The sequence below is a fragment of the Micromonospora sp. NPDC049366 genome, assembly GCF_044466625.1.
Taxonomy (GTDB): Bacteria; Actinomycetota; Actinomycetes; order Mycobacteriales; family Micromonosporaceae; genus Micromonospora.
In genome coordinates this window covers 216,452-240,110 of record NZ_JBITMV010000008.1, presented here as the reverse complement: position 1 = coordinate 240,110, position 23,659 = coordinate 216,452, and the positions used below count along the sequence as shown (strand labels likewise).

Here is a 23,659-nt window from a genome sequence, read left to right as displayed (position 1 = left end):
GTCGTCCGTCACCGGTCGTCGCTCACCGCAGGAAGGGCAGCCGCCGCACCAGTCCCAGGCGGGCCCAGAACCGACCCAGTCCGAGGGTGTCGCCGGCGGCGGTCAGGGCCAGGACGGCGAGCACCCCGGCGTAGATCAGGTGGTCGTCCATGAACGGGTTGTTCTCCGGAGGCAGGACGGCGGTCCACATCATCACCAGGAGCAGGGCGCCCGCCCCGGCGGCGATCCGCAGGCCCACACCCAGGACGAGCGCGGTGCCGATGGCGGCCAGACCGGTCATGAAGAGCCAGTCGGCCCAGGCGGCGCCGGCGAGCGACCGGTAGACGTCGGCGAACGGGCCCGACACGGCGTGGCCGAGGAAGCCCTCGGTGGGGCTGCCACCGTTGATCCAGGCCTTCGCGCTCGCGGTCTCGTGGCCGAGGCCGAACATCTTGTCGAGGAAGGCCCAGAGGAAGGTCCAGCCGAGAGCGAGGCGCAGCCCGGCGAGGACGTAGCGGGTGGCCTTCGCCCGGGTCGTCTCGGCCGGGGGCGTGGCCTGCGGACGGGCGGTGCGGGTGGGGGTCCGGTTGATGGTCGGGCGCTCGGCGATGGCAGTCATCTCGCCGCTCCTCTCAGCTCTCGTCTACATCTCCATTCCACCCGCCTGAAGGCGGCGTCATGCAGTGCCGGCGGACCGGGAACGGCGGGACCTTCGACCCGTACCGGCCGGGACGTCCGGTCGCGGGAGTCGCCGCTCCGTGGCACCACGTCGGCGCTCCGGGGCCGTCGCCAAACCGGTGCCATGTCGGCCCAGACCTCCCATCGGTCGTGGTAGAACTGAGCGCGATGGAGGCGCGAACCGGTCCAAGACGGACATGTTGACGCCCAGCGGGACCCGCCAGTTCGGGGAGGCCGTGGTCCCGCGCGGCGCGACGGTCCTGGAACTCCTCTTCGACATCGTCTACGTCTTCGCGCTCGCCCGCCTCGCCGGGCGGGTCGCCGACGACCTCAACATCGTCCGCCAGACGCTGCTGTCCGAGGCGGGTCAGACCGTCCTCTTCTTCGTCGCGATGTGGATGATCTGGTCCCTCAACGCGCTGATGGCCAGCATCTACGACCCCCGCCGCGCCGACATCCAGATCGCGCTGCTCGCCACCATGCTCGGCACGCTGGTGCTGGCGGTGACGCTGCCCCAGGCGTTCGGCGAACGGGGCCTGATCTTCTGCGTGACGTACGTGGCCGTCCAGGTCGGACGCCCGCTCTACCTGACCCTCGCGCTACGCCGACAGAACGAGTGGCGGCAGCCCACCCGGGTGATGATCTGGCACAGCGTGTCCGGGATCTTCTGGCTCGTCGGCGGCGCCTTCAGCGGGTTGACGCGCGGCATCCTGTGGACGCTCGCCCTCGCCATCGAGGTCCTCGGCAGCGCCCTGAGCTGGCCGTTTCCGGGGCTCGGGATGACCCCGGGCGGCTACACCCGGGTGTCCTACGACCACCTCGCCGAGCGGTACAACCAGTTCTTCATGATCGCGCTCGCCGAGATCGTGCTCGAGACCGGCGCCGCGGTGAGCTTCCCGGGCCTGTCGCCCGTGCGGGGCACCGTGCTCGTCGCCGCGTTCGTCATCGTCGTCGCCTTCTGGCGGATCTACTTCTACCACGTCGGGCCGGACGCGTCGCGGGACTCGGCCACCTCCGGCTCCGCCCTGCGACTGAACCACTGGTCGAGCTTCAGCCTGCTGCTCATCATCGGCGGAATCATCTGCACCGCGGTCGGCCTGGGACAGGTCGTCGAGCACCCGGAACCGCCGATCGACTGGGCGCTGGTGGTGGTCATCTTCGGCGGGCCGGCGCTGTTCCTGATCGGCCGGTTCTCCCTGGAGGACCGGGACGGGCGCGAACGCGGCCTCGCCATGTTCCTCGGCCTGCCGGCCCTCGGGGTGGCCGCACTGGTCACGCTGCGGCTGCCGCCGTTCGCCGCGGCCGTGGCCGTGGCGGCCATCCTGGCCGGGGTCGCGCTGTCGGACTGGCTGGTCCACCGGCGCGGCCCGGAGACGAACCCGCCGCTCTGACGCACCGCAGGAACCGGCCCCGTCACCCACCTGGTCGGTCGGCGACGGGGCCGGTCGGTCGGACGACGGGCTCAGCCGACGCGGCACTGTCCCGTCGCGGAGCCGGTGACCGTGTTCGACGTGCCCAGGTCGACCGGGGCCGGGCTGTTGCCGGCGCAGACCAGCGTGCCGGCCTCGGTGCCCGCGACGATCGGCGCGGTCGTCCCGACGTTGCCGGACACGACCAGCGGGCCGGTCACCCGCGCCCCCACCACCGTCACGTGTCCGCTGGTGGCGGTCACCGTCACCGCACCCCGCACGCTCGTGTTCAGCAGCTCGACGGCGGCCGCGCCGGTCGCCGCCAGGGCGCCGGAGATGGTGGCGCGCTCGGCCACGAGGGACGCGCCGGGCCGGACGACCACCGCGCCGGACACGGTCGCGTCACGTAGGCAGGTGACACCGGAGTCCACCACCAGCGCGCCCGCCTGCCGGCCGGTGACGACGGTGGTGCAGGCCGGCGGCGAGGGGATCAGCGTGGCGACGAACGAGCGCGCCGAGCCGATGTTGCCCACCGCGTCGATGCCCCGGTAGTCGATGGTGTGCCGGCCGTAGCCGGGGGAACGCGGGGCGAACGGTGACACGGACAGGCCGCCGGAGCCGAGGTTGCCGTAGACCAGGCCGTCGACGTCGATGCCGGTGGCGGTGAACCGGAACGGTTCCCGTGCGTCGGTGGGCCATCCGTAGTAGTTGTGCCAGCCGTCGCCGTCGAGCCGGAACTCCGAGGTGACCTGCCCCGCGTTGTCGTCCGAGCCGGTCAACGCCATCGTGAACGGGCCGTTGTAGACGTACTCGGTGGGTCGGTCGGGCTTCGACGTGGTCAGCAGCGGGGTGGAGACCTCGTAGTCGACCTGGGGGAGCGCCGCGTCGACGGTCCAGGCCCGAGTCACCGACTCGGCGGTCACGGGGTCGGTGACCGTGGCGGTGAGCCGGTGACCGCCGCCGGTGAGGCCGAGGGCGGCCAACTCCAGGACACCGTCGTGGCCCGGGTTGGTGACCGGGCGGCCGTCGACGGTCCAGCTGACCGTCGGCACCCGGTCGGTCGGGTGGGTGGTCTGGACGTACACCGCGTCCCGGGCGCCCACCGGCCGGTCCGTCGGGGTCGACGCGGTGACGGCCAGGGGCTCGCCGGCCGGCGGCGTGGTGAGGGTCGTGTCGACGGTCCAGGTGCGGCGCTGGGTGAGCGCGGGCGACTCGCGTACGGCCGGGTCGCGGACGAACGGCGTCGGGTCGGTCACGGTGGCGGTGACGGTGTGCCGCCCCGGGGTGAGCCGCAGCGTACGCAGGTCGAGGCTGCGGGCGTTGCCGGTGTCGGCCAGCGGGCCGCCGTCGACCGACCAGGTGACGGCCAGCTCGTGGCTGACCGGGTGCAGGGTCTCCACCGTGACGACGCGGTCGGCGCCGACCGGCGCGTCCGCCGGCGTGCCACCGGAGAGGATGGCCACCTTGGCGGCGATCCGCTCGGTCATCCGCTCCCGCGCCACCTGGTCGAAGTAGAAGCCGAGGGACTTCATCATCGAGTGCTGGCTGGGTCGCCACACGCCCTTCTGCAGGTACAACCCACCCTCGTAGCGGCCGATCGTGCCGCCGGACTCGCTCGGCTCACCCAGCCAGCGCCACCACTTGGCCTGCGTGTCGCGCATCTGCTGCTCGGTGAGCAGCGTGTGGTGCACCGACGACGGCTCGTCCCCGGTGTAGGTGTCGCCCGGCACCGCACGCGCGTAGTAGTCGTACTCGTCCTGCAGGCCGCCGAGCGAGTGCCCCAGCTCGTGCGGGCTGATCAGCGCGGAGAGTGCGTTGCCGCCGGAGGCGGTCGCGTTGGTGCCGCCGGCGCCGCCGTAGGTGTTGCTGTTGGCCAGCGCGATGAGCTGGCGGTTGCCCGCGTTGGTGCCGGCGGCCAGGTTGGCGTACCGGGTCGCCGCGGCGCCGTTGACCGTGAGCAGGCGTTGCACGCTGCCCGGGTTGCAGCCGCCCCAGAAGCCCATGCCCAGCACCGTGTCGCGCCGCGCGTCGGACAGGCCGGGATCGCAGTCCACCCCCGACTCCGCCGAGACGATCTCCACGGCGTAGACGTTGAAGTAGCTGCGGTACGACTTGAACGGCTCGATCGTCCAGAGGGTGTTGAGATGCTTGTCCACGTGTGACCGGAACGTCGGCAGGTCGGCCTCGGTGTAGCCGTCACCCAGCACCACCAGGTTGAACCGCTTCGCCGGATCCCCGGTGACCTGGATCGGCACCACCGTGGCGCTGCCCACCTCGGCGGCGACGGCGGCCCGCGGCGCGGCGACCAGACCCGCCGCGACCATCGCCACCGCACACAGACCAGCTCTGAACTTCACGCGCGCCCCCTGAGACGTACGGCCGGATGCCACGCGACCCCGGGCCGGACGGCCGGAGATCGCGATCAATGGGACCGTACAAGGGATTGGCGCACCGCATAACCCTCCGCCGCGCCGCCCGTCGGAGCCCGGCCGTGCGGTGGGGGATCGGGCCTGCTCAGGCGGTGAACGTCTCGATGTAGCCGATGGCCGCGTCGGTCGCGGCGCGGAACGGCTCGGTGCAGCGGCGCACCTGGGTGAGGAGGAGCCCGCCCTGGACGGCCGCGAGCATCGCCGTGGCCAGCCGGTCGACGTCGGCCGCCGCGGTCAGCGTGCCGTTCTGTTGCATCCGCCGCAGCCCGTCCCGGATCGGCGCCTCCCACCGGTCGAACGCCGCCACCAGGTCGCCGCGCATCGCCTCGCAGGACTCGGCAAGCTCGCTGGCGAGTGAGCCGACGGCGCAGCCGCCCGTGCAGCCACGCTGCTCCTGCATCTCGGCTGCCGCGGCGCACCACGCCCGCAGCGCCTCGATGCTGTCCAGCCGGTCGAGCAGTGGCTGTTGGCCGTCGAGAGTCCGCTCCAGCTGATGACGGATGACGGCGCGGACCAGCTCGCTCTTGTCCCCGAAGTAGTGGTAGATCTGCGAGGCGCTGACGCTGGCCGCCTGCTGCACCTCGGGGATGCTGGTGCCGGCCACGCCCTTGCGGAACATCAGGTCCGCGGCCGTGCGCACGATCCGGTCCCGGGTGCGACGACCGGCGGCCGTGAGCCGCGGCGCGGCCGGGGCCACGCCGCCGGCGGAGGCGGTGTCGACCGGCGTCATCAGCCGATCCTACCGCCGAGTAGCCGCGGCCGCCCCCGGCCGCCGCACGAGGTCAGCCCAGGGTGGGGGCGTGCCACCCGCCGCCGGCGAGGGCGTCCGCCTCGGCCGGGCCCCAGCTGCCCTTCGCGTACGAGAGCACCGGCTCCGCCAGGTCCAGGACCGGCTCCACGATCCGCCACTCCTGCTCGATGGCCTCCTCGCGGGCGAAGCGGAGGTGCCGGCCGTCCAGGGCGTCGTCGAGCAGTCGCTCGTAGGCCTCCCGGCGCGGGCCGAGCGCGGCGCCGAAGTCCACCGGCAGCTCCACCGGCCGGCTCGCCACCTCGGCGCCCGGGTCCTTCGCCTGGATCGACAGGGTGATGCCGTCACCGCGGCCGAGCCGGAAGCGCAGCAGGTTCGGTGGGGTGGGCGAGCCGTCGACGGTCGGCACCAGGTTCTGCCGCGGCGCCTTGAACTCCACCACGACCTCGGTGGCCGTGCCCGGCATCAACTTGCCGGTACGCAGGTAGAACGGCACACCGTCCCAGCGGGGCGAGTCGACGCGCAGTCGGGTGGCCACGAACGTCTCGGTGTTGGAGTCCGGCGCCACCCCCGGCTCGTCGCGGTAACCGGCGTACTGACCCCGGACCGTGGATTCGGGCGACAGCGGAGCGACCCGGCGCAGCACCCGTACCTCCTCCTCGCGGAAGGCGTCGTCGCCGGCCTCGGCCGGCGGCTCCATCGCGAGCAGGGCGACCACCTGGAGCATGTGGTTCTGCAGCACGTCGCGGGTCGCGCCCATCCGGTCGTAGAACCCGGCGCGGCCCTCGGTGCCGAAGCCCTCGGCGAGGGTGATCTGGACGTTGGCGATGTGCTCGGCGTTCCAGAGCGGCTCGAACAGCCGGTTGGCGAACCGGAAGACGCGCAGGCCCTCGACCGCCTCTTTGCCCAGGTAGTGGTCGATCCGGAAGATCCGCTCCGAGGCGAACGCGGCCCGCAGCGACCCGTTCAGCTCGTGGGACGAGGGCAGGTCGCGGCCGAACGGCTTCTCGACGACCACGCGGCCACGGGCGGCCAGCCCGGACGCGGCGAGGCCGTCCACGACTGCGCCGAAGACGGCCGGCGGGATGGCCAGGTAGAACAGCGGTCGCTCCGCGCCGGCCAACCGCTCGGCCAGCCGCCGGTAGGTGTCCGGGTCGGCGTAGTCGCCGGAGATCATGGTGAGGTTGCCGGCGAGCCGGTCGAAGACCTCGTCGTCGACCCGGCCGTGGACCTCCAGCGCCGACTTGCGGGCCGCCGTGACCAGCTGCTCGTCGTCCCAGCGGGAGCGGGCGACCCCGATCACGGGCACGTCGAGTCGGCCGCGCCGGGTGAGTTCGTACAGCGCGGGGTAGATCTTCTTCGCCGCGAGATCTCCGGTCGCCCCGAAGAGCACGACAGCGTCTGAGCGCAGGTCCATGGCACGATCACCTCATCTTGGAATCAGCTTTCCAAGAGTCCCGCTCGCCCCGCACAGCGTCTATCACCAGCGGCGTGACCTGCGCGACACGCCCCGCTCTCCAGGCCGTCGGCCGACCTGCGCGTTCCGCCGGAGCGCGATGGACGACCCGGGGCGTCAGTAGGTAGGTGCGGACGCTGTAGAGCTGCCCCAGAAATGGGGCACGCTCGGTAGACCCCAAGGACCGCCCCACCCGTGCGCCGACCCGGCCCGTGCGTGGACCCGGCCCGTGCGTGGACCCCATCCGTGTGTCGACCCCATCCGGCGCTGCCCACCTCGGGCGTAGCCACCGGCACAGGTCGACCTGCCCCATATCTGGGGCAGGTCGACAGGCGCTGAGCGACCTCCCACCGCCGACCCCGCAGCCCCGGAGCTCCGCGGACCCCGGAAGCCCCGGAGCCCCGGAGCCCCGGAGACCCGCAGCCGCGGCCCCGGGGTGGGGCCGGCGGCCGGGGTGCGGCCGGGTCAGGCCACGACGGAGCGGAGGGGGACCTGGGAGTCGCGGAGGGCGTGGATCAGGTTGCGGAGGAACGGGTGCTCATCGGCGAGCAGACCCTCCGGGTTGGGGATCACCAGGTAGGCCGAGCCGCCCGACACGGACGTCCGGGCCGTGCCGGTGAACCGCTCGACGACCGTCCGGGCGCGGGTCAGGTCGGCGCCGGCCACCTCGATGGTGATGGGCCGCCACTCACCGCCGAGGTTCTCCGGAACCGCCGCGGCGGCCGCCGCCGCGCGCGCCGGGTCGCCGGCCGCCGAGGTCGGGCCGGCGCGGCGGCCCGCCGCGTCGGCGCCCGTCGGTGCCAGCAGCGCGTTGGCCACCAGGTGCAGGCCGATCTCGTTGTACGCCCGGAACAGCGGGTTGAACGCGAACAGCACCGCCCGGCCGTCGCCGGTCGGCTCGTCGACCAGCGCCGCCGTCCCGCGCAACGCGTCCGCCTCGACGGTGTAGCCGTTGGCCCAGAAGGTGTCGCCGGTCGGGTAGCGGAGCACGTTCGTGCCGGTCGTGGTCGGGTTGAGGATCGGGTCGTTGTTGTTGAACTCGAAGTCCTCGGCCGGGCGGCCCGCCGCGACCGGGCTGGCGTGATCGACGTCGACCCGCAGGTGCGAGCCGATCACCGTGTAGCCGGCCGGCTTCGGCTTCTCCGTCGTGGAGGTGAGCCCGGCCGCCCGGGCGACCCGGGTGCCCTCGTTGCGCAGCCCGAGGTAGGTGTGGCCCCGGGCGACCCAGGCGCGCAGGTTGGCCTGCCCGGCAGCGGTGAGCCCACCGGTCGCGCTGCTGCCGTCGGGGACGAGCAGCACCGTACGCCCGGTGAAGGCCGGCGTGTTGTCGTTGATGTCGGCCGTGGTCACCGGCTTCAGGTCCAGCCCCCACCGCTGGCCCAGCACGTAGCGGGCCTCGCCGTGGGAGCCGGAGGTGGTGGAGATGCCGGTGCCCTGGAACAGGCCCACGTCGGGACGGGTCAGTGGGGTGCCGGTGGCCGGCCCGCCCGGCGTGAGGGTGACGCCCAGCGACCCGGCCAGCTCGTCGACCTCGCGGCTGAGCCGGTTCGTGGCCAGCCGGACCACGCCCGCCGGGTCACGGACCAGCGGTACGCCCCGGCCGAGCAGTTGGAAGGTCAACTCGGCGGCCGCCGCCGAGTCCAGCGGGTAGCCGTACGAGCCGTGGTGCCGGGCGGGACCCGACCGGCCGCCCTCGATCGTGCGGACCAGCCGCGCCTTCGGCCGGACGTCGTCGCCGGTGTAGAGGGTCGGCACGCCCATCAGCAGCGGGTTGCTCCAGGACGAGACGTCATAGAAGTACGGGAAGGGCGTGTACGGGTCCTCGCCCATGATCGCCTGGATCCAGTGCTTCTGCGGCTGGTCCATCGGGATCCAGTAGGCGCCCTTCGGCACGGTCACGTTCGTGGCGCTGCGCCCGCCGAAGATCCGCGCCTGCCGCAGCCGGGTCGGCTGCTGGACCTCGTACACCTCGACGTCCATCCGGCGCAGCCGCTCGACCAGCTGCCGCACGTCGGCGAGCTGCCGGTCGGGCAGCAGGAAGTACGACCGGATCTTCACCTCCGGCACCGGGAACTGGACCTCGTTGGTGGGTTGCACCACCTCGTTGGGCTCCAGCGCGCCGGCCCGGCCCTGGGCCAGGGCGTCCGTCCAGATCCGGAAGTAGTCGGTGAGCACCTCGTGCTTGTTGGCGGCCGCCCAGCCGAGCGTCGACCACTGGGTGTGGAACTGCTGCTGCACCCGGTCGGCGACGGCGGAGGCGCTGCCCTTCTCGAAGGTCATGCCGGCGGCGCCGAACCCGGCCGCCGGGACCGTGTCGCCGTAGCCCATGAAGAACAGGTCGTAGGTGTCGTAGTTGAAGTAGCACTCGCTGGTGACGACGTCGTCGCAGGCGCCGTTGTAGCCGAAGCCCGCCTTGTTGGCCTCGCCGATCCGGTTGATCCAGTCGACCGCCTCGCCGGCGATCTCGTGGTGGATGGGGTCGGCGTTGGGCGGGAAGAAGTACTGGTCGCCGCCCATCTCGTGCGCGTCGATGAAGATCTGGGGCGGGTAGCGGCGCAGGAGCTCCAGCTTGGCGTCGGTCTCGCGCTGGGTCCGGGCGAACCAGTCCCGGTTCAGGTCGAAGCCGAACTCGTTCTGCCGGCGGCTCGCGTCGCGGCCGTCCGGGTTCTGGGTGGGCACGATGATCGTGACCAGGTTGTCGTTGCGTTCGGCGACGGCGCAGGACAGGCCGGCCGCCAGCTCGTACAGCGTCTTGAGCGCCGCGTCCGCGCCGCTCTTCTCCCCGCCGTGGACGTTGCCGGTCACCCAGACGATGGCCGGGCTGTCGGCGGCGGTCCGCGCCGCCTCCTTGCGGCTCGTCCGGCGGGGGTCCCGCAGGTCCCGTACGTCCTCGGCGATCTTGCGCAGCGCGGCCGGGCGGACGTGGCGTTCGTTCGACACCACGGCGTACGGCAGCGGTTGGCCGAGCGCACTGCTGCCCAGCACGCCGGTGACCACCCGGTCGGAGGCGACGTCCACGGCTCGCAGATAGGTCCGGATCTCGTCGTTGGTGACGACGCGCTCCTGGCCGAGGCCGAGCGGGAAGCCGAGCGTCGCCTCGGGGCTGGGTACGCGGGACAGGCGGGCGGTGGGGTCGGTGCTGCACGGGGTGGGGGAGGGCGGGCGGGCGCCGGCCGGCGTGCCGCCCAGCGCGGGCGTGAGACCGACCAGGAGGGTGAGGGCGGTGGCGCTCACCAGCCGCCGCGAGCGGAGGGTCCGGAAAGGACGAAACGACGGGGCCATGGGTGCTTCCCTTCTCGGGAAATGGCGCACATTGAGCGGAGCCTATGGTCAGCGACTCCGAAGGGTCAAGATCCGTCGATCGCCGGACCGCCGGTGGCCGGTGTGGCAGGGTTGCCGGCGTAGGACGAGATCTCTGGGAGCCGCCGGGGGGCGACACGTGAAGGCCGTCGTGTGGCAGGGCCCGAACGAGCTCGCCGTCACCCAGGTCCCGGACCCGCAACTGCGCAACGAGCAGGACGCGATCATCCGGGTACGCAAGACGGTCACCTGCGGCTCCGACCTGCACCTGGTGGGTGGACATCTCCCGTTCCTGCGACCCGGCGACGTCCTCGGGCACGAGTTCGTCGGCGAAGTGGTCGAGGTCGGCCCGCGGGTCCGCCGGCACCGGGTCGGTGACCGGGTGGTGGTCTGCTCGGCCATCTCCTGCGGCCGCTGCTGGCACTGTCGCCAGGAGCAGTACTCGCTCTGCGACAACGGCAGCACCGACCCGGTGGGCGCGGATACCGCGTCGCAGCTCCCATCCGGCGGCTGCTACGGCTACCCACCCGCCCTCGGCGGTTTCGCCGGCAGCCACGCCGAGTACGTCCGCGTCCCGTACGCCGACCGGGGTGCCTTCACTGTGCCGGAGGGGGTGAGCGACGAGCGGGCGCTGTTCGCGTCGGACTCCGCGCCCGCCGGCTGGATGGGCGCCGACCTCGGCGGAGTCGCGCCCGGTGACGTGGTCGCCGTGTGGGGCGCCGGCGCGGTCGGTCAGCTGGCGGCCCGCGCGGCGGTGCTCCTCGGCGCCGAGCGGGTGATCGTCATCGACCGCCTGGCGGACCGGCTGGCGCTTGCCCGCGCCCGGTTGGACGTGGAGACGCTCGACTGCCGGACCGAGGACGTCGGCGGTGAGCTGCGGGAACGCAGCGGTGGCCGGGGCCCGGACGTGTGCATCGACGCCGTGGGCACGCAGGTGGACGGCGGCGGACCACGGCGCCGGTACGGGAAGCTCGGGCAGCGGTGGCGTTCACGGGCGGACCGGCCGGTCGTCGCCCGGGAGGCGATCCGCCACTGCCGCAAGGGCGGGAACGTGTTCCTGCTCGGTGTCGTCACCGGCGCGGTCGACGAGTTCCCGCTCGACGTGGTGATGAACCGGGGCCTCACCTTGCGCGGCGCCCGCCAGCACGGGCAGCGCTACATCCCGATGCTGCTCGACCGGATGGCCCGCGGTGAACTCGTCACCGAGTACCTCGCCACCCACACCATGCCGCTGGAGGGCGCCCCGGACGGCTACGACCTGTTCCGCGACCGGCGCGACGGCTGCGTGCGGGCGGTGTTCGAGCCGGCGGCGTAGCGCGACCGGCGGTCCCGTCGGCGCAGGCGGGCCGGAGCGTAGCGACGCCCCGGCCCGCGCGCCCGGTTACGGGAGCGGGTACTCGGCGAGGTAGACCGGCGCGCCGACCCGCGTCATGTCGGCGGCCTCGCCCACGCCGTTGACCACGTGGTCGATCGTGCCGGCGCTCAGGTTCACGGTCATGATGTGGTGCAGCCGCACACCCGGCCGCCGCGGGACCTCGAACCCGTTCTCGGTGTGGATCGACGGGTTGTTCTGGTTGAAGACGTAGACCCCGCCGCCGTGCAGGGTGTGCCGCCGCACGTGGTCGCCGACCTTGTAGCCGGCCCAGCCCGCCACGTCGCCGTTGCGCCAGTCGGCCTGCGTCGGCGGGTCGTACGGCAGCTCGTTCTGGTAGAGGATCGTGGTGCCGTCGTCGCCGTTCCACACCGTGTTGTAGCGCTGGAAGTGCTCCACGAACAGGCCGGTCGCGGTCACATGGTCGCCGTTGATGACCGCGCCGTAGCGACCGGTGTTGGTGCGCCAGCGGTCGGTGTCGCCGTTGACCCCCTCGGTGAAGCCCTCGACGCCGTGGTCGCCGCGCCACACCCAGGTGTGGTCGATCAGCACGTGGTCGCTGTTGACTTCCAGCGCGATGGTGGTCCGGCCGATGTGCGGCCCGCCGACCCGGAAGTACACGTCCGACAGCGTCGTCGGGTTGGCCGGGGTGCCGTGGCCGCGTCCGTGCTTCGAGCCGACGCGGAGCAGCACCGGTGACTCCCGCAGGCCGGCGTCGATCGTCACGCCGGCCACGATGACGCCGGGCACGTCGGCGACGTCCAGCGGCACCGCCCCGTCGACGGCGGTGAGCGTGGCGTGGCCCAGGCCGAGGACCACCGTGTTCGCGCGCTTGACCTCGATGCTGCGGGCGATGTCGTACACGCCGGGGGTGAGCAGCAGGTGCTTGCCGCGCGCCAGCTGGGCGTTGATCACGCGGACCGGGTCGGAGGGCTTGGCGACGTAGAAGTCGTCCAGGCCGATGGTGCGTCCCGGTGTGAGGCCGTCGCCCCAGGAGATGCCCCGGCTGTCGCGCCGCACGGCGGGCACCCGGACCTGGTAGCGGCCCGTCCCGTCGACGAACAGGTACGGCTTCTCCCGGCTGAGCGGGTTCGTGTCGAGCGTCGTGTACGGCGGGTCGGGGAAGGTGGCGTCGTCGGGTGCGCCCACGACGCCCGCGAAGACCTGGTTCCACACGGCGTTCGACCAACCGGCGACCTCGCTGTTGCGGGTCAGCCACTGCTGCTGGGAGCCGTTGGTGGTGGCGGGCAGGCGCGAGTCGGCGATGAAGCCGCCGCTGGCGTACTGGGGGCCGGCCGTGCAGTAGTCCATGAGGGACAGGCCGCCGCCGTCGATGTTGAGCCGGCGCATCGACACCGCCTGGGAGACGGCCCAGAAGTTCGCCGAGGAGCGGCAGCCGTCCTGACCGGCGGCGTTGACGGTGAGCGAGAGGTTCGACAGCGTACGCCAGAAATTGACCAGCGCGATGCAGTTGCTCGTGCCGTTGTCCTGGAGGCAGCGGTTGTACGCCTCGATCTTGCCGGTGATGCGGACGTCGGTGGGGGCGGCGCCGAGACCGGCGATCTCGGTGTAGTAGCCGACCTTGATCTGGAGGGGCTGCTCGGGCGTGCCGTAGCTGCCCGGTTTGAACAGGAACGCGTACCGGTCGGTGCCCATCTCGTTGCCGACCTGCCGGGCGTACGTCGCGTCCAGGGTCGCCTGGATCTCGCTGACCGGCATGCTCGGGTCGAAGACGGTGACGCGCGGCCCGAGGCTCTGCGTACCGGGCCGGGGCGGACCGGCGACGGCCGCCGCGCTCGTGGTGCTCGCCGCGGTGGTGAGCACGAGGCCGACGGTGAGCGCCCGGCCGAGTCGCCGAACGCCGAGGGACTGTCTCATCCGGATCGTCCTCTCCGCCACGCCGGACGGCATTCCGGCGCGGCGACGTGGTGGGGGAGGTGTGAGGTGAGAGCGCTCTCTGAGCCTGCGAGCTGGTATTACGCCGTGAATAAAGGGATCGACATGTTTCTACCCTGTAAAACGCCGGCACGCCACCGTCGGGGGTGCCGAATTTCGATCCCCGCCTTGTGCGCCGTCGGCCTCCCCCGGCCGCGCTACCGCTGGGGGGCGGAGGTGGACTGTTCGGGGACGACGTCCGCGTACCGGGCGCGCATGATCTCGCTCGCCGCGGGCCCGGCGGCGAAGACGAAGTTCTCCGGGTCGAGCTGCCGACCGGTGGCCCGGTCGACCACGACCGGCTCGACCTCGGCGCCGGTCTCCCGGTCGATGAGGATCATGCTGCGCTGGTCGGGCGCCAGCCGGGAGTTGCCCCACGCCGCGAGCGCGACGATCACCGGCCGGAGGCTGCGGCCCAGTTCGGTGAGGACGTACTCGTGGCGGTCGGGGTGGGTCTGGTAGCGCCGGCGCTCCAGCAGGCCGTTCGCGGTCAGGGTGCGCAGCCGGCTGGTGAGGATGCTCGACGAGATCTTCAGGTTCTCCTGGAACTGCTCGAACCGGGTGTAACCGTCAAACGCATCGTGAAGGATCAGGAGGGTCCACCATTCGCCGACCACGCCGAGCGTGGCGGAGAGGGGGCACTCGCGGTCCTCCAGGCGGATCTTGCCGGCCATGTTGCTCCTCGACCAGTGGGTGCTAATGTCGAAGTGACTCACTTCTAGTTCAGCAGTAACAATACGACGCCGCCGCGCGTCCGTCTCGTGCTGCCCGTGGAGAGGACATGTGATGACGCGGAACCTGCCCGACCGGGACTCGCTCGCCGGTCGGCGGGCCCTCGTCACCGGCGGTACGAATGGCGGCACCATCCCGACCGTCTGGCCCGTACCCGCATCGAGCCAAGGAGCACCAGCATGAACACCACGCCCGACCTCATCCGCCGCTACTTCGAGCTGGCCGGCCAGCCGGACAAGGACGACTACTTCGCGCTCTTCGCCGACGACGCGGTCGTGCAGGACGAGGGCAAGACCTACCGGGGCATCCAGGAGATCCGTGCCTGGCGCGCGGACGTGCCGCTGGTCTCGTACGAGATCACCGACGTCGAGGAGACGCCGGAGGGCACGGTCGTCACCGCGACGATCACCGGCGACTTCCCCGGCAGCCCCTTCGCCGGCCTGCGCTTCCGCTTCGAGGAGTACGACGGCGGTCGGATCCGGCGGCTGCGCATCGCCCCCTGACCGGGTGCGCGAAAGTGAACATTCCTCGGTGTCGGGCGGGCTAGATTTTTGCAGTGGATGCCCGAACCGGTGTGATCGAGGCGCTGAAGGCGGACCCGGCCACCGTCTCGGTCCGGCGCTCGCTGGAGGTCTACTACGGCGACCCGGCGCGCGAGGCAGCCATGGACGCGTTCTACGCGCGCTTCGTGCAGCCCGGTGACCTCGTCTTCGACGTCGGCGCCCACGTGGGCGACCGGGTCGGCAGCTTCCGCCGGCTCGGCGCCCGCGTGGTCGCCGTCGAGCCGCAGCCGCCCTGCGTCCGGGCGTTGCACACGATCTACGCGGCGGACCCCGGCGTGACGGTGGTCGAGGCGGTCTGCGGGGCACGCGGAGGCCGGGTCGCGTTCAACGTCAACACCGCCAACCCCACGATCTCCACGGCGTCCCCGCAGTTCATCGCGGCGGCGGGCGGGGCGGCCGGGTGGGCGCACGAGCGGTGGGACGAGCGGATCGACGTCGCCTCGGTCACGCTCGACGGCCTGATCGCCGCGCACGGCGTACCGGCCTTCGTGAAGATCGACGTCGAGGGCTTCGAGGACGCGGTGCTGTCGGGCCTGACCCGGCCGCTGGCCGCGCTCTCCTTCGAGTTCACGACGATCGGCCGGGAGGTGGCGCAGCGCTGCCTGGGCCGGCTCACCGCGCTCGGCTTCCACGCCTTCAACGTCGCACTCGGTGACGCGATGGGGTTCGTGTTCCCGCAGTGGACGTCCGCGTCGCGCATGGGCGCGCACCTGCGGTCGCTGCCCCACGAAGCCAACTCTGGTGACGTCTACTGCCGGTCGAGGCCCCAGCCGGCCCGCTGATCCCCCTTGGCATTGCACCCGTATTGCGAAACGCGTACGGTGGTTGGCAATGCAGTTGTATTGCAAAAGGGGAGAGCGGCGTGCGGGTGATCGGTTTGTCCGAGGTGAGCAGGGAGATGACGCCCCTGGTCGGCGGCAAGGCCGCCGGGCTGGGCGAGCTGGTCCGTCTGGGCGAGCGGGTGCCCGACGGGTTCTGCGTCACCACCACCGCACTCCGCCCGGGTGACCTGCCAGTGGCCGAGATCGCGGCCGCGTACCGGGATCTCGGCGGCGGGCCCGTCGCGGTCCGTTCCAGCGCGACCGCCGAGGACCTTCCGGACGCCAGTTTCGCCGGGATGCGGGACACCATCCTCGACGTCACCGGCGAAGCCGACCTGCTGACCGCGATCGAGAAGTGCCGGCAGTCGCTGCACACGGCCCGCGCGCTCGCCTACCGGGAGGCGCGCGACCTCGCCGACGGTTCCGACGAGATGGCCGTGGTGGTGCAGCGCATGGTGGCCCCCACGGTCGCCGGGGTCCTGTTCACGGCCAACCCGGTGACTGGTCGCCGGACGGAGATGGTCGTGGAGGCCGCGGCCGGTCTGGGCACGGCCGTGGTGGACGGGACCGGCGACGTCGAGCGGCACGTCCTCGACGGGACGCCGCAGGCAGGGGCCGGCCTGCTCACCGCCGCCCAGCTCGAGGAGCTGCACCGGACGGGTGAGCGACTCCAACACCAGCGCGGTGGCCCGCAGGACATCGAGTGGGCGTACGACCGGGACGGCGTCCTCTGGCTCCTGCAGTCCCGACCGATCACCACCCTGTTCCCCCTCCCGCCGGCCGCCGACGACGCCGACCCTCGCCTCTACCTGGAGTTCGGCCACGTGCAGGGCATGCTGCAGCCGGTCACCCCCATGGGCATGTCGACCCTCAAGTCGCTCGTCTCGGCCATGCTGGCGGGCTTCGGCCTCCGGGTCGAGGTCACCGACATCGGTGGCCGGCTGTACGGCGACCTGACCGACCTCGTCCGCGACCGGTCCGCCCGCAAGCGCGTGGTCAACCTGCTCGCGGTCGACTTCGGACCGCGCGCCCAGGCGGCGGTGCAGCAGGTGCTCGACGATCCGCGGTTCGCCCCACGTCCCGGCCGTGGTCGTGGCCGCGGGGGTGCCGCGCCGAGCGCGAGGACCGCCGTCCGCGCGCTGACCGGCGTCACCCGGGCGCTGGCCCGGCCGGAGGCCGCCCGCACCCGACTGTTCGCGGAGCTCCGCCGGCTGGAGGCGGACGCCGCCGCGCCGGCCGGACTCACGGCCGCCGCCGACCGGCTCCGGTTCGTCCGGGCCCAGGACGCGTCGACGAGCCCGGACGCCATCGTCTGGCCGATCGTCGCCGGCATGCTCGCGGCGGCCCTCCCACCGCACCTGCTCAAGGGGGTGGCCAGCCGCGACGAGATCAACACCGTGCTCGGGGGGATGCCGCACAACGTCACCATCGAGATGGACCTCGCACTGTGGCAGCTCACCACCCGGGCCCGCGACCACCGTGACCTGCTGCTCACCACCCCGCCGGCGGAACTCGCCCGCCGCTACCACCGGGGGACGCTGCCGGAGATCGGGCTCGCGGGCTTCCTCGACCGGTACGGCCACCGCGCCGTCGCCGAGGTCGACCTCGGCGTGCCGCGCTGGGCGGAGGACCCGACCCCCGTCTTCGCCACGATCGCCAACTACCTGCGGGTGACCGACCCCGAGCAGGCGCCCGACCGACGCTTCGCCCGTGCCGCCGCCACCGCCGAGGCCGCGCTCGACGACCTCGTGGCGCGGGCCCGCCGCCGGCGGCCGATCCGGGGCCGGCTCGCGGGGTTCCTGCTGCGCCGGGCCCGCTCGCTGGCGGGCCTGCGCGAGGCCGGCAAGTTCGGCGGCCTGTACCGGCTGCGCGAGATGCGGCGCCAGTTGCTGCTGATCGGCGCCGACCTGACCGACCACGGTCTGCTGGCTCGACCGGACGACATCATGTTCCTGACGCTGGAGGAGGTGGCAGCGGCCGTCGACGACCGGGTCGACCACCGGTCCACGGTGACCGAGCGCCGGGCGGTGCACCGGCGGGAGCTGCGCCGTCGGACCGTGCCGGTCGCCGTGCTCTCCGACGGCACCGACCTGGAGGCGGTCCGGTCGACGCCGTCCGACCCCGCCGGGGCCCTGCGCGGGGTGGGCGCGGCGGCGGGTGTGGTGACCGGCCCGGCGCGCGTGGTTCACGACCCGGCCACCGCCCACCTGGAGCCGGGCGAGATCCTCGTCGCGTCCACCACCGATCCCGGCTGGACGCCCCTGTTCCTCACCGCCGCCGGGCTGGTCACCGAGACCGGCGCCGTGATGGCGCACGGCCCTACGGTGGCCCGGGAGTACGGCATCCCCGCCGTCATCTGCGTGCCCGACGCCACCCGTGCGATCCGCACCGGCGACATCGTCACCGTGGACGCCGCCGCCGGTACCGTGACCGTGGCGGCCTGACCGGGATCCACCGCTCCCCACCGGCCGCGGCGAGCGGCGGCCGGAGCCTCTCGTGACAGCATGGAGGCCATGCCCAAGAAGGTCGACCGCCACGAGCGGCGAACCCTCATCGCCGACGCGCTGATGAGGGTCGCCGCTCGGCAGGGTCTGGAGGCGGTGAGCCTGCGTCACGTCGCGGCCGAGGCCGGCGTCTCCCCGGGCATGGTGCAGCACTACTTCCGGACGAAGGACGAGATGATGGCCTTCGCCATGGCCGTCGTGCGGGAGCGCAACCAGGTCAGGGTCACCGAGGCGATCACCCGGCTGGGCGAGGAGCCGCCGCCGCGGTCGGTGCTGCGGGCGCTGATCGGCGCGGTGTTGCCGCTGACCGAGGAGTCCCGTGCGGACGGACGGGTCGCGCTGGCGTTCCTCGCCTACGCCGCCGTACGCCCCGACGTCGCCGCCGGCCTGAGCGAGGACACCCGACAGCTGTCGGCCTTCGTCGCCGGCCTCCTCCCCGGGCCCCAGCCGGAAGAGCGTGCGGCCGCCCTGCTCGCGCTGATGGAGGGCCTCGGCCTCTACCTGCTCAGCGGCCAGTACGACGCCGAGCGGGCCCTGGCCGCGCTCGACACCCAGCTCGACGTCGCCTTCGCGCCGGTCGGCCCGCCGGCCCGGTAGCCGCCGCGGCGGCTACCGGGCCGGGAACGCGGCGACGCGTCACCGGCTCAGCCGGCGGTACCGGCGTACGGCGAGCGGCGCGGCCACCGCGATGATCAGCAGTGGCCAGCCCACCGCGAGCGGCAGCGGGTGCTGCGCCGCCCACGACTCACCGCCGATCCCGGGATTGCCGAACAGCTCCCGGGCCGCCGCCACGGTTGCGGAGAGCGGGTTCCAGGCGGCGACCGCGCCGAGCCAGTCGGGCAGCAGGTCGGGGGCGACGAAGACGTTGGACAGCGCGGTGAGCGGGAAGGCCAGCGGGAAGACGATCACGCTGACCGTATCCGGGTTCGGCACGGCGAGCCCCAGCAGGATCCCGACCCAGGTGAACGCCAGCCGCAGCAGCAGGATCAGGCCCGCCGCGGCGAGGGCGTCGCCCAGCCCGTTGCGCCACCGCCACCCGACCAGCAGGCCGCAGACCACCAGGGTGGCGAGCTCCAGCACGGCCCGGACCAGGTCCGCGCCGGCCCGCCCGGTCAGCGGGGCGGAGCGGGCCATCGGCAGCGAGCGGAACCGGTCCACCACGCCTCGGCCGGCGTCCAGGGAGATCTGAGAGGCGGTGGCGCCGAGCCCGTACAGCATGGTCATCACGAACACACCGGGCAACAGGAACTCGCGGTAGCTGCCGTCGCCGGGCACCGCCATGCCGCTGCCGAAGACGTAGCCGAAGACCAGCACGAACATGATCGGCAGGGAGAAGTAGAGGACGATCTCCTCGGGCGAGCGGATCACGTGCCGCATGTTGCGTCCGGTCATCACCCAGCCGTCCGCCACCGCCCAGCGCAGCCGGTCCAGCGGGCCCCCCGGACCCGGGTCCACCGCCGCGTCGCCCGCCGCGCGGCGCGTGTCGATGGTCGCGGTCACGCCGCCCCCTCCGCCCGCTCGGCCGGCTGTGCGGCATGCCCGGTCAGCCGCAGGAACGCCTCGTCGAGGGTGGGGCGGCGCAGCACCACGTCCTCCACCGCGACGGCGGCGTCCTGCAGGGCCCGCAGAACGTCGGCGAGCACCGTGATCCGGTCGGCGACCGGCGCCCGCAGCTGCCGCACCCCCGTGTCCACGGTCACCGTCGCACCCGTGATCCGCTCGACGATCCCGGCCGCCACCGGCAGCTGCGCCGCGTCGCGGACCACCAGCTCGATCCGGTCCGCCCCGATGCGGGCCTTCAACTCGGTCGACGTGCCCTCGGCCACCACCCGACCCGCGTCGACCACCGCGATCCGGTCGGCGAGCTGATCGGCCTCCTCCAGGTACTGGGTGGTCAGCAACACCGTCGTGCCCTCGGCGACGACGGACCGGACGGCGTCCCACAGGCCGTTGCGACTGCGCGGGTCCAGACCCGTGGTCGGCTCGTCCAGGAACAGCACCCGGGGCGTGGTGATCAGGCTGGCGGCCAGGTCGAGGCGGCGACGCAGCCCGCCCGAGTAGCCGCCGGCCGACCGGTCCGCCATCTCGGTCAGCCCGAACTGGTCGAGCAGCTCGTCGGCCCGTCGGCGGGCCCTCCGGGTCGGCAGGTGCCGCAGGCGACCGAAGAGCACGAGGTTCTGCCGCCCGCTCAGCGTCTCGTCGACCGCGGCGTACTGACCGGTCAGCCCGATCAGGGTGCGGACCCGGTCGGGGCGGCGGGCCACGTCGTACCCGGCCACCCGGGCGTGACCGGCGTCGAAGCGCAGCAGCGTCGCCAGGATCCGCACCGCCGTGGTCTTGCCGGCGCCGTTGGGGCCGAGCAGCCCGCAGATCGTGCCGGCGGGCACTCTCAGGTCGAAGCCGGCGAGGGCGGTGGTCCGCCCGTACCTCTTGCGTAGTCCCTCGGCCACCACGGCCGACGTCTCGTCTCTCATGCGGGCAGCGTGGCCGGCGGCGCTGACCGAACGCGCACCGTGCGCTGACGGCGGCCGTCAGCCGACGTCCAGCAGCTCCGCCGCCTGTGCCCGACCCAGGCCGGCGCCCCGCGCGAAGGCCCGGTCGAACGCGCTGTCGCCGATCGTCGCCCGGGTCGCCGCCGCCACCGGCGCGACCTCGGCCGCGCCGCCGGCCCCGGTGTCCCGCAGCAGCGCCGCCGCGGCACCGAGCAGCAACGCGGCCCGCTCGCCGTCGCCCCGCCGCAGCACCGGCCCGACCAGTCCCTCCACGGCCGCGCCGGCCGTCGGCACGTCCCAGACACCGAGGGTGGCGCCCAGCACCCGGCGGTAGTGCGCCCGGGCGACCTCGGCGTCGCCGACCGCCTCCGCGATCCGTCCCAGCGTCACCATCGCCGACAGGCGGACCACCTCGGCGCCGAACCACCCGGTGGGGCACTCGGCCACGGCCTGCTCGCACAGCAGCCGCGCCCGCTCCGGGTCGCCCTGCCGGCGGGCGATCTCGCCCAGCCCCGAGTGCGCCGCGGCCACCAGCTCCGGCGCGCCGGCCGGCTGCGCGACCTCCACCACCCGCCGATAGTCGGCGGCGGCCCCGGCCAGGTCACCCACCCCGATCCGCCCGTCCGCCCGGGTGCGCAGCAGCTCCGCCATGTCGATCGCCGAGCCGAGCTCCTGCGCCAACCGCAGCGCCTCGGCCATCGGCTCGACCGCCGCCCGCGGATCCCCGACCCGGTAGGCGCCCTCGACGATCGTGGCGAGGACCAGGATCATGCCCCACCGTTCGCCGATGGCGCGGAAACCGTCGAGGCTCGCCGCCAGTTCGGCGCGGGCCTCGTCGTACCGGCCGTCGAACAGGCCCACCATGCCCATGCCGAGCGAACCCAGCGCCTGGCTCCACGGGTCGGCGCCGAGCATCACCGCCCGGGTTCCCGGGTCGTGCAGCAGCGAGATCCGCTCCGGCGACGGGGGACCGGCAGTCATCCCGGACAGGTAGAGCAGGAACGGGTACGCGGCGGGCCGACCGAGGCCCCAGAGGATGTCGCTGGCCGGGGTGACGTCCCGTGCGCCCGACCCGCCGGCCCCGTTCACGCCGGCGATCAACAGGCAGAGCGCGTACTCCTCGGCGAGGCCCGGCGGCGGCCCGCCGAGCCGGTCGACGAGCTGCCCGGCCAGCGCGGCGCCCTCACCCCGAAGGCCCCGCAGCCACCAGTAGAACGACAGGGCGGCGACCAGCCGCAGCGCGGTGTCCACCTCGTCGTCGGCGACCGCCCGGCGCAGGGCGGCGTGCAGGTCGTCGCGGTCGGCGTCCAGCCGCCGCAGCCAGTCCAGCTGCGCGGCGCCCCGCAGGCCCACGTCCCCCGCGCGGGCGAGATCGAGGAAGTACGCGGCGTGCGCCGCGCGCAGCAGGTCGGTCTCGCCGGACTCGGTGAGCTGCTCGGCCGCGAAGGCGCGGACCGTCTCCAACATCCGGAAGCGCCCGTCGGCGGCGTCCACCAGGGACTTCTCCGCCAGGCCGGTGACCGCGTCGAGCACGTCGGCCCCGAGCCCGCAGACCCGCTCCACAGCGGCCAGGTCGGGGGTCCCGGCGAAGACGCTCAGCCGGCGGGCCAGCCGCCGCTCCGGCTCGTCCAGCAGGTCCCAGCTCCATCGGACCACCGCGCGCAGGGTCTGGTGGCGGGGCTCGGCGACCCGACTGCCGCGGTTGAGCAACCGGAACCGGTCGTCGAGCCGGGCCGCCACCTCGCCGACCGGCAACGCCCGCAGCCGGGCGGCGGCCAGCTCGATGGCGAGGGGGAGGCCGTCGAGCGTACGGCAGATGCGCAGCACGGCCTCGACGGTGCCGGCGTCGACGGCGAACCCCGGTGCGACGTCGGCCGCCCGGTCCGCGAAGAGCCGGACCGCCGGATAGCCCCGGGCCACCTCGGCCGGGACCGCCTCCGGCGGCACCGGCAGGCCCTGCACGGGACAGAGCGCCTCCCCGGTGACACCGAGCGGTTCCCGGCTGGTGGCCAGGATGCGCAGTGCCGGGGCGGCACCGAGCAGGCGCGCGGCGAGCCCGGCGGCCTCGGCGACCACGTGCTCGCAGTTGTCCAGCACCAGGAGGATGCGGCGGTCGGCGAGCGCCGCCACCAGCCGCTCGGTGCCGTCCGGCGGGCCGCCCGGCACGCGCAGGCCGCCGTCGCGCAAGCCGAGCGCGGCGAGCACCGCCGGTGCCACCGCGCCGCCGGTCGGCACGGCGGCCAACTCGACCAGGCAGACCGGGCCACCGTGTCGTTCGGCGGCCTCCAGCGCCAGTCGGGTCTTGCCGGCGCCTCCCGGGCCGTGCAGCGTGACCAGGCGGGCCTCCCCGAGCTGCTTGCCGAGCCGACGCAGCTCCTGCTCGCGCCCGACGAAGCTGGTCAGCTGGCTGGGCGGTGGGGTCGGACGGGGAGCGGCGTCGGCGGCGGGCGTCCCCGGGTCGCGCAGCAGACCCGTGTGCAGGGCGACCAGCTCGGCGGACGGGTCGCTGCCCAGCTCCTCGGCGAGCAGGCGGCGCAGCTCGGCGAAGACGGCATGCGCCTCGCTCCGCCGGCCGTCGGCGTGCAGCGCGCGCATCAACTGGCCGTGCAGTCGTTCCCGCAGGGGGTGGGCGGCGACCAGCTCCCGCAGCTCCGCCACCAGCGGCGCGGTGGCCACCTCCCCCGGCTTCGCCGCCGCCAGGGACAGCTCCGCCTCGATCCGGTCCTCGGTCGCCGCCAGCCGGCGGTCCCGCAACCGGGCCGCCTGCCCGGCGGCGAACGGCGCGTCCGTGACATCCGCGAGGGGTTCTCCGCGCCACAGCGCGAGGGCCTCCCGCAGCAGGTCGGCGGCGCGGCGTGGGTCACCGGCGGTGAGCGCGGCCCGTCCGGCGTCGGCGAGCCGGCCGAACCGGTGGACGTCGACGTCCGCCGGCTCCACCGCCAGCCGGTAGCCGGCCGGGTGGAACTCGACCGGCTCCGCTCCCGCCGCCGACAGCACCTGACGCAGGCGCGACACCTGCGACTGCAGTGCGTTCGCCACCCCGGTCGGCGGTTCGTCGCCGTACAGGCCGTCGACCAGCCGGTCCCGCGGCACGATCCGCCCGGCGTCGAGCAGGAGCAACACCAGCAGCGCGCGCAGTCGGGGCCCGCCGACGGCGAGTCGGTGGCCGTCGGCGGGGTACACCTGGGTCGTGCCCAGGATGCCGAACCGCACGGCGTCGATTGTCGCTCAGGCAGCGCCG

General features: G+C 73.6%; 16 protein-coding genes. 6 read left to right on the top strand and 10 right to left on the bottom strand.

Going from position 1 to position 23,659, the window contains the following annotated elements; all coding sequences use genetic code 11:
• Positions 1–22: 22 nt before the first annotated feature.
• On the bottom strand, positions 23–598 hold the full coding sequence (locus ACIBTV_RS14310) for a hypothetical protein (RefSeq protein WP_396704834.1): 576 nt from the start codon (positions 596–598) through the stop codon (positions 23–25).
• 256 nt (positions 599–854) lie between these two features.
• On the opposite strand from ACIBTV_RS14310, the gene ACIBTV_RS14305 reads away from it, so the two are divergent.
• Positions 855–2,048, top strand: a complete 1,194-nt coding sequence (locus tag ACIBTV_RS14305) for a low temperature requirement protein A (RefSeq protein ID WP_396704832.1) — start codon at positions 855–857, stop codon at positions 2,046–2,048.
• Positions 2,049–2,119: 71 nt separating this feature from the next.
• Here the strand turns inward: ACIBTV_RS14305 and ACIBTV_RS14300 are convergent, their stop codons facing one another.
• The 4 genes from ACIBTV_RS14300 to ACIBTV_RS14285 all read right to left on the bottom strand — a co-directional run bounded on the left by ACIBTV_RS14300 (position 2,120) and on the right by ACIBTV_RS14285 (position 9,933).
• Entirely contained in the window at positions 2,120–4,423 is a 2,304-nt protein-coding gene (locus ACIBTV_RS14300) for a M64 family metallopeptidase (protein WP_396704830.1), read from the bottom strand.
• A 157-nt stretch (positions 4,424–4,580) separates the two neighbouring features.
• Positions 4,581–5,225: a TetR/AcrR family transcriptional regulator gene (locus ACIBTV_RS14295; RefSeq protein WP_396704829.1), complete on the bottom strand. Its 645-nt coding sequence runs from the start codon at positions 5,223–5,225 to the stop codon at positions 4,581–4,583.
• 52 nt (positions 5,226–5,277) lie between these two features.
• Positions 5,278–6,660 carry a glucose-6-phosphate dehydrogenase gene (zwf, locus tag ACIBTV_RS14290; protein WP_396704827.1) on the bottom strand — a complete coding sequence of 461 codons (1,383 nt, stop codon included), beginning with the start codon at positions 6,658–6,660 and terminating at the stop codon, positions 5,278–5,280.
• Positions 6,661–7,164: 504 nt separating this feature from the next.
• Positions 7,165–9,933, bottom strand: a complete 2,769-nt coding sequence (locus ACIBTV_RS14285) for a M14 family zinc carboxypeptidase (protein ID WP_396704825.1) — start codon at positions 9,931–9,933, stop codon at positions 7,165–7,167.
• Positions 9,934–10,138: 205 nt separating this feature from the next.
• Here ACIBTV_RS14285 and ACIBTV_RS14280 point away from each other — a divergent pair, with 205 nt between their 5' ends.
• Complete coding sequence (locus ACIBTV_RS14280; protein WP_396704823.1) at positions 10,139–11,314, top strand: zinc-dependent alcohol dehydrogenase; 1,176 nt, start codon at positions 10,139–10,141, stop codon at positions 11,312–11,314.
• 66 nt (positions 11,315–11,380) lie between these two features.
• On the opposite strand, the gene ACIBTV_RS14275 is transcribed toward ACIBTV_RS14280, so the two are convergent.
• The gene (locus ACIBTV_RS14275; RefSeq protein ID WP_396704821.1) at positions 11,381–13,249 is read right to left on the bottom strand and encodes an adenylyl cyclase; all 1,869 of its coding nucleotides are present in this window, start codon (positions 13,247–13,249) and stop codon (positions 11,381–11,383) included.
• A 215-nt stretch (positions 13,250–13,464) separates the two neighbouring features.
• On the bottom strand, positions 13,465–13,980 hold the full coding sequence (locus tag ACIBTV_RS14270; RefSeq protein WP_396704819.1) for a winged helix-turn-helix transcriptional regulator: 516 nt from the start codon (positions 13,978–13,980) through the stop codon (positions 13,465–13,467).
• Between the two features lie 237 nt (positions 13,981–14,217).
• Between ACIBTV_RS14270 and ACIBTV_RS14265 the strand changes: the two genes are divergently transcribed.
• From ACIBTV_RS14265 to ACIBTV_RS14250, 4 genes are all read left to right on the top strand, one after another.
• Positions 14,218–14,541 carry a nuclear transport factor 2 family protein gene (locus ACIBTV_RS14265; protein ID WP_396704817.1) on the top strand — a complete coding sequence of 108 codons (324 nt, stop codon included), beginning with the start codon at positions 14,218–14,220 and terminating at the stop codon, positions 14,539–14,541.
• Between the two features lie 53 nt (positions 14,542–14,594).
• Entirely contained in the window at positions 14,595–15,383 is a 789-nt protein-coding gene (locus ACIBTV_RS14260) for an FkbM family methyltransferase (protein WP_396704816.1), read from the top strand.
• An 80-nt stretch (positions 15,384–15,463) separates the two neighbouring features.
• Positions 15,464–17,866: a PEP/pyruvate-binding domain-containing protein gene (locus ACIBTV_RS14255; RefSeq protein WP_396704814.1), complete on the top strand. Its 2,403-nt coding sequence runs from the start codon at positions 15,464–15,466 to the stop codon at positions 17,864–17,866.
• 69 nt (positions 17,867–17,935) lie between these two features.
• A complete protein-coding gene (locus ACIBTV_RS14250) occupies positions 17,936–18,523 on the top strand; it encodes a TetR/AcrR family transcriptional regulator (RefSeq protein WP_396704812.1) in 588 nt (195 codons plus the stop codon).
• 39 nt (positions 18,524–18,562) lie between these two features.
• On the opposite strand, the gene ACIBTV_RS14245 is transcribed toward ACIBTV_RS14250, so the two are convergent.
• The 3 genes from ACIBTV_RS14245 to ACIBTV_RS14235 all read right to left on the bottom strand — a co-directional run bounded on the left by ACIBTV_RS14245 (position 18,563) and on the right by ACIBTV_RS14235 (position 23,631).
• Positions 18,563–19,318: an ABC transporter permease gene (locus tag ACIBTV_RS14245; RefSeq protein ID WP_396704913.1), complete on the bottom strand. Its 756-nt coding sequence runs from the start codon at positions 19,316–19,318 to the stop codon at positions 18,563–18,565.
• Between the two features lie 104 nt (positions 19,319–19,422).
• Entirely contained in the window at positions 19,423–20,400 is a 978-nt protein-coding gene (locus ACIBTV_RS14240) for an ATP-binding cassette domain-containing protein (protein WP_396704810.1), read from the bottom strand.
• Between the two features lie 57 nt (positions 20,401–20,457).
• A complete protein-coding gene (locus ACIBTV_RS14235; RefSeq protein ID WP_396704809.1) occupies positions 20,458–23,631 on the bottom strand; it encodes a BTAD domain-containing putative transcriptional regulator in 3,174 nt (1,057 codons plus the stop codon).
• Positions 23,632–23,659 lie beyond the last annotated feature (28 nt).

Bases quoted from the DNA above. Each gene is read 5' to 3' on its own strand.
- ACIBTV_RS14250 (WP_396704812.1), top strand. From the start codon at position 17,936: ATGCCCAAGAAGGTCGACCGCCACGAGCGGCGAACCCTCATCGCCGAC.
- zwf (WP_396704827.1), bottom strand. From the start codon at position 6,660: ATGGACCTGCGCTCAGACGCTGTCGTGCTCTTCGGGGCGACCGGAGAT.
- ACIBTV_RS14265 (WP_396704817.1), top strand. From the start codon at position 14,218: ATGAACACCACGCCCGACCTCATCCGCCGCTACTTCGAGCTGGCCGGC.
- ACIBTV_RS14305 (WP_396704832.1), top strand. From the start codon at position 855: ATGTTGACGCCCAGCGGGACCCGCCAGTTCGGGGAGGCCGTGGTCCCG.
- ACIBTV_RS14310 (WP_396704834.1), bottom strand. From the start codon at position 598: ATGACTGCCATCGCCGAGCGCCCGACCATCAACCGGACCCCCACCCGC.
- ACIBTV_RS14245 (WP_396704913.1), bottom strand. From the start codon at position 19,318: ATGACCGGACGCAACATGCGGCACGTGATCCGCTCGCCCGAGGAGATC.
- ACIBTV_RS14270 (WP_396704819.1), bottom strand. From the start codon at position 13,980: ATGGCCGGCAAGATCCGCCTGGAGGACCGCGAGTGCCCCCTCTCCGCC.
- ACIBTV_RS14295 (WP_396704829.1), bottom strand. From the start codon at position 5,225: ATGACGCCGGTCGACACCGCCTCCGCCGGCGGCGTGGCCCCGGCCGCG.
- ACIBTV_RS14240 (WP_396704810.1), bottom strand. From the start codon at position 20,400: ATGAGAGACGAGACGTCGGCCGTGGTGGCCGAGGGACTACGCAAGAGG.
- ACIBTV_RS14275 (WP_396704821.1), bottom strand. From the start codon at position 13,249: ATGAGACAGTCCCTCGGCGTTCGGCGACTCGGCCGGGCGCTCACCGTC.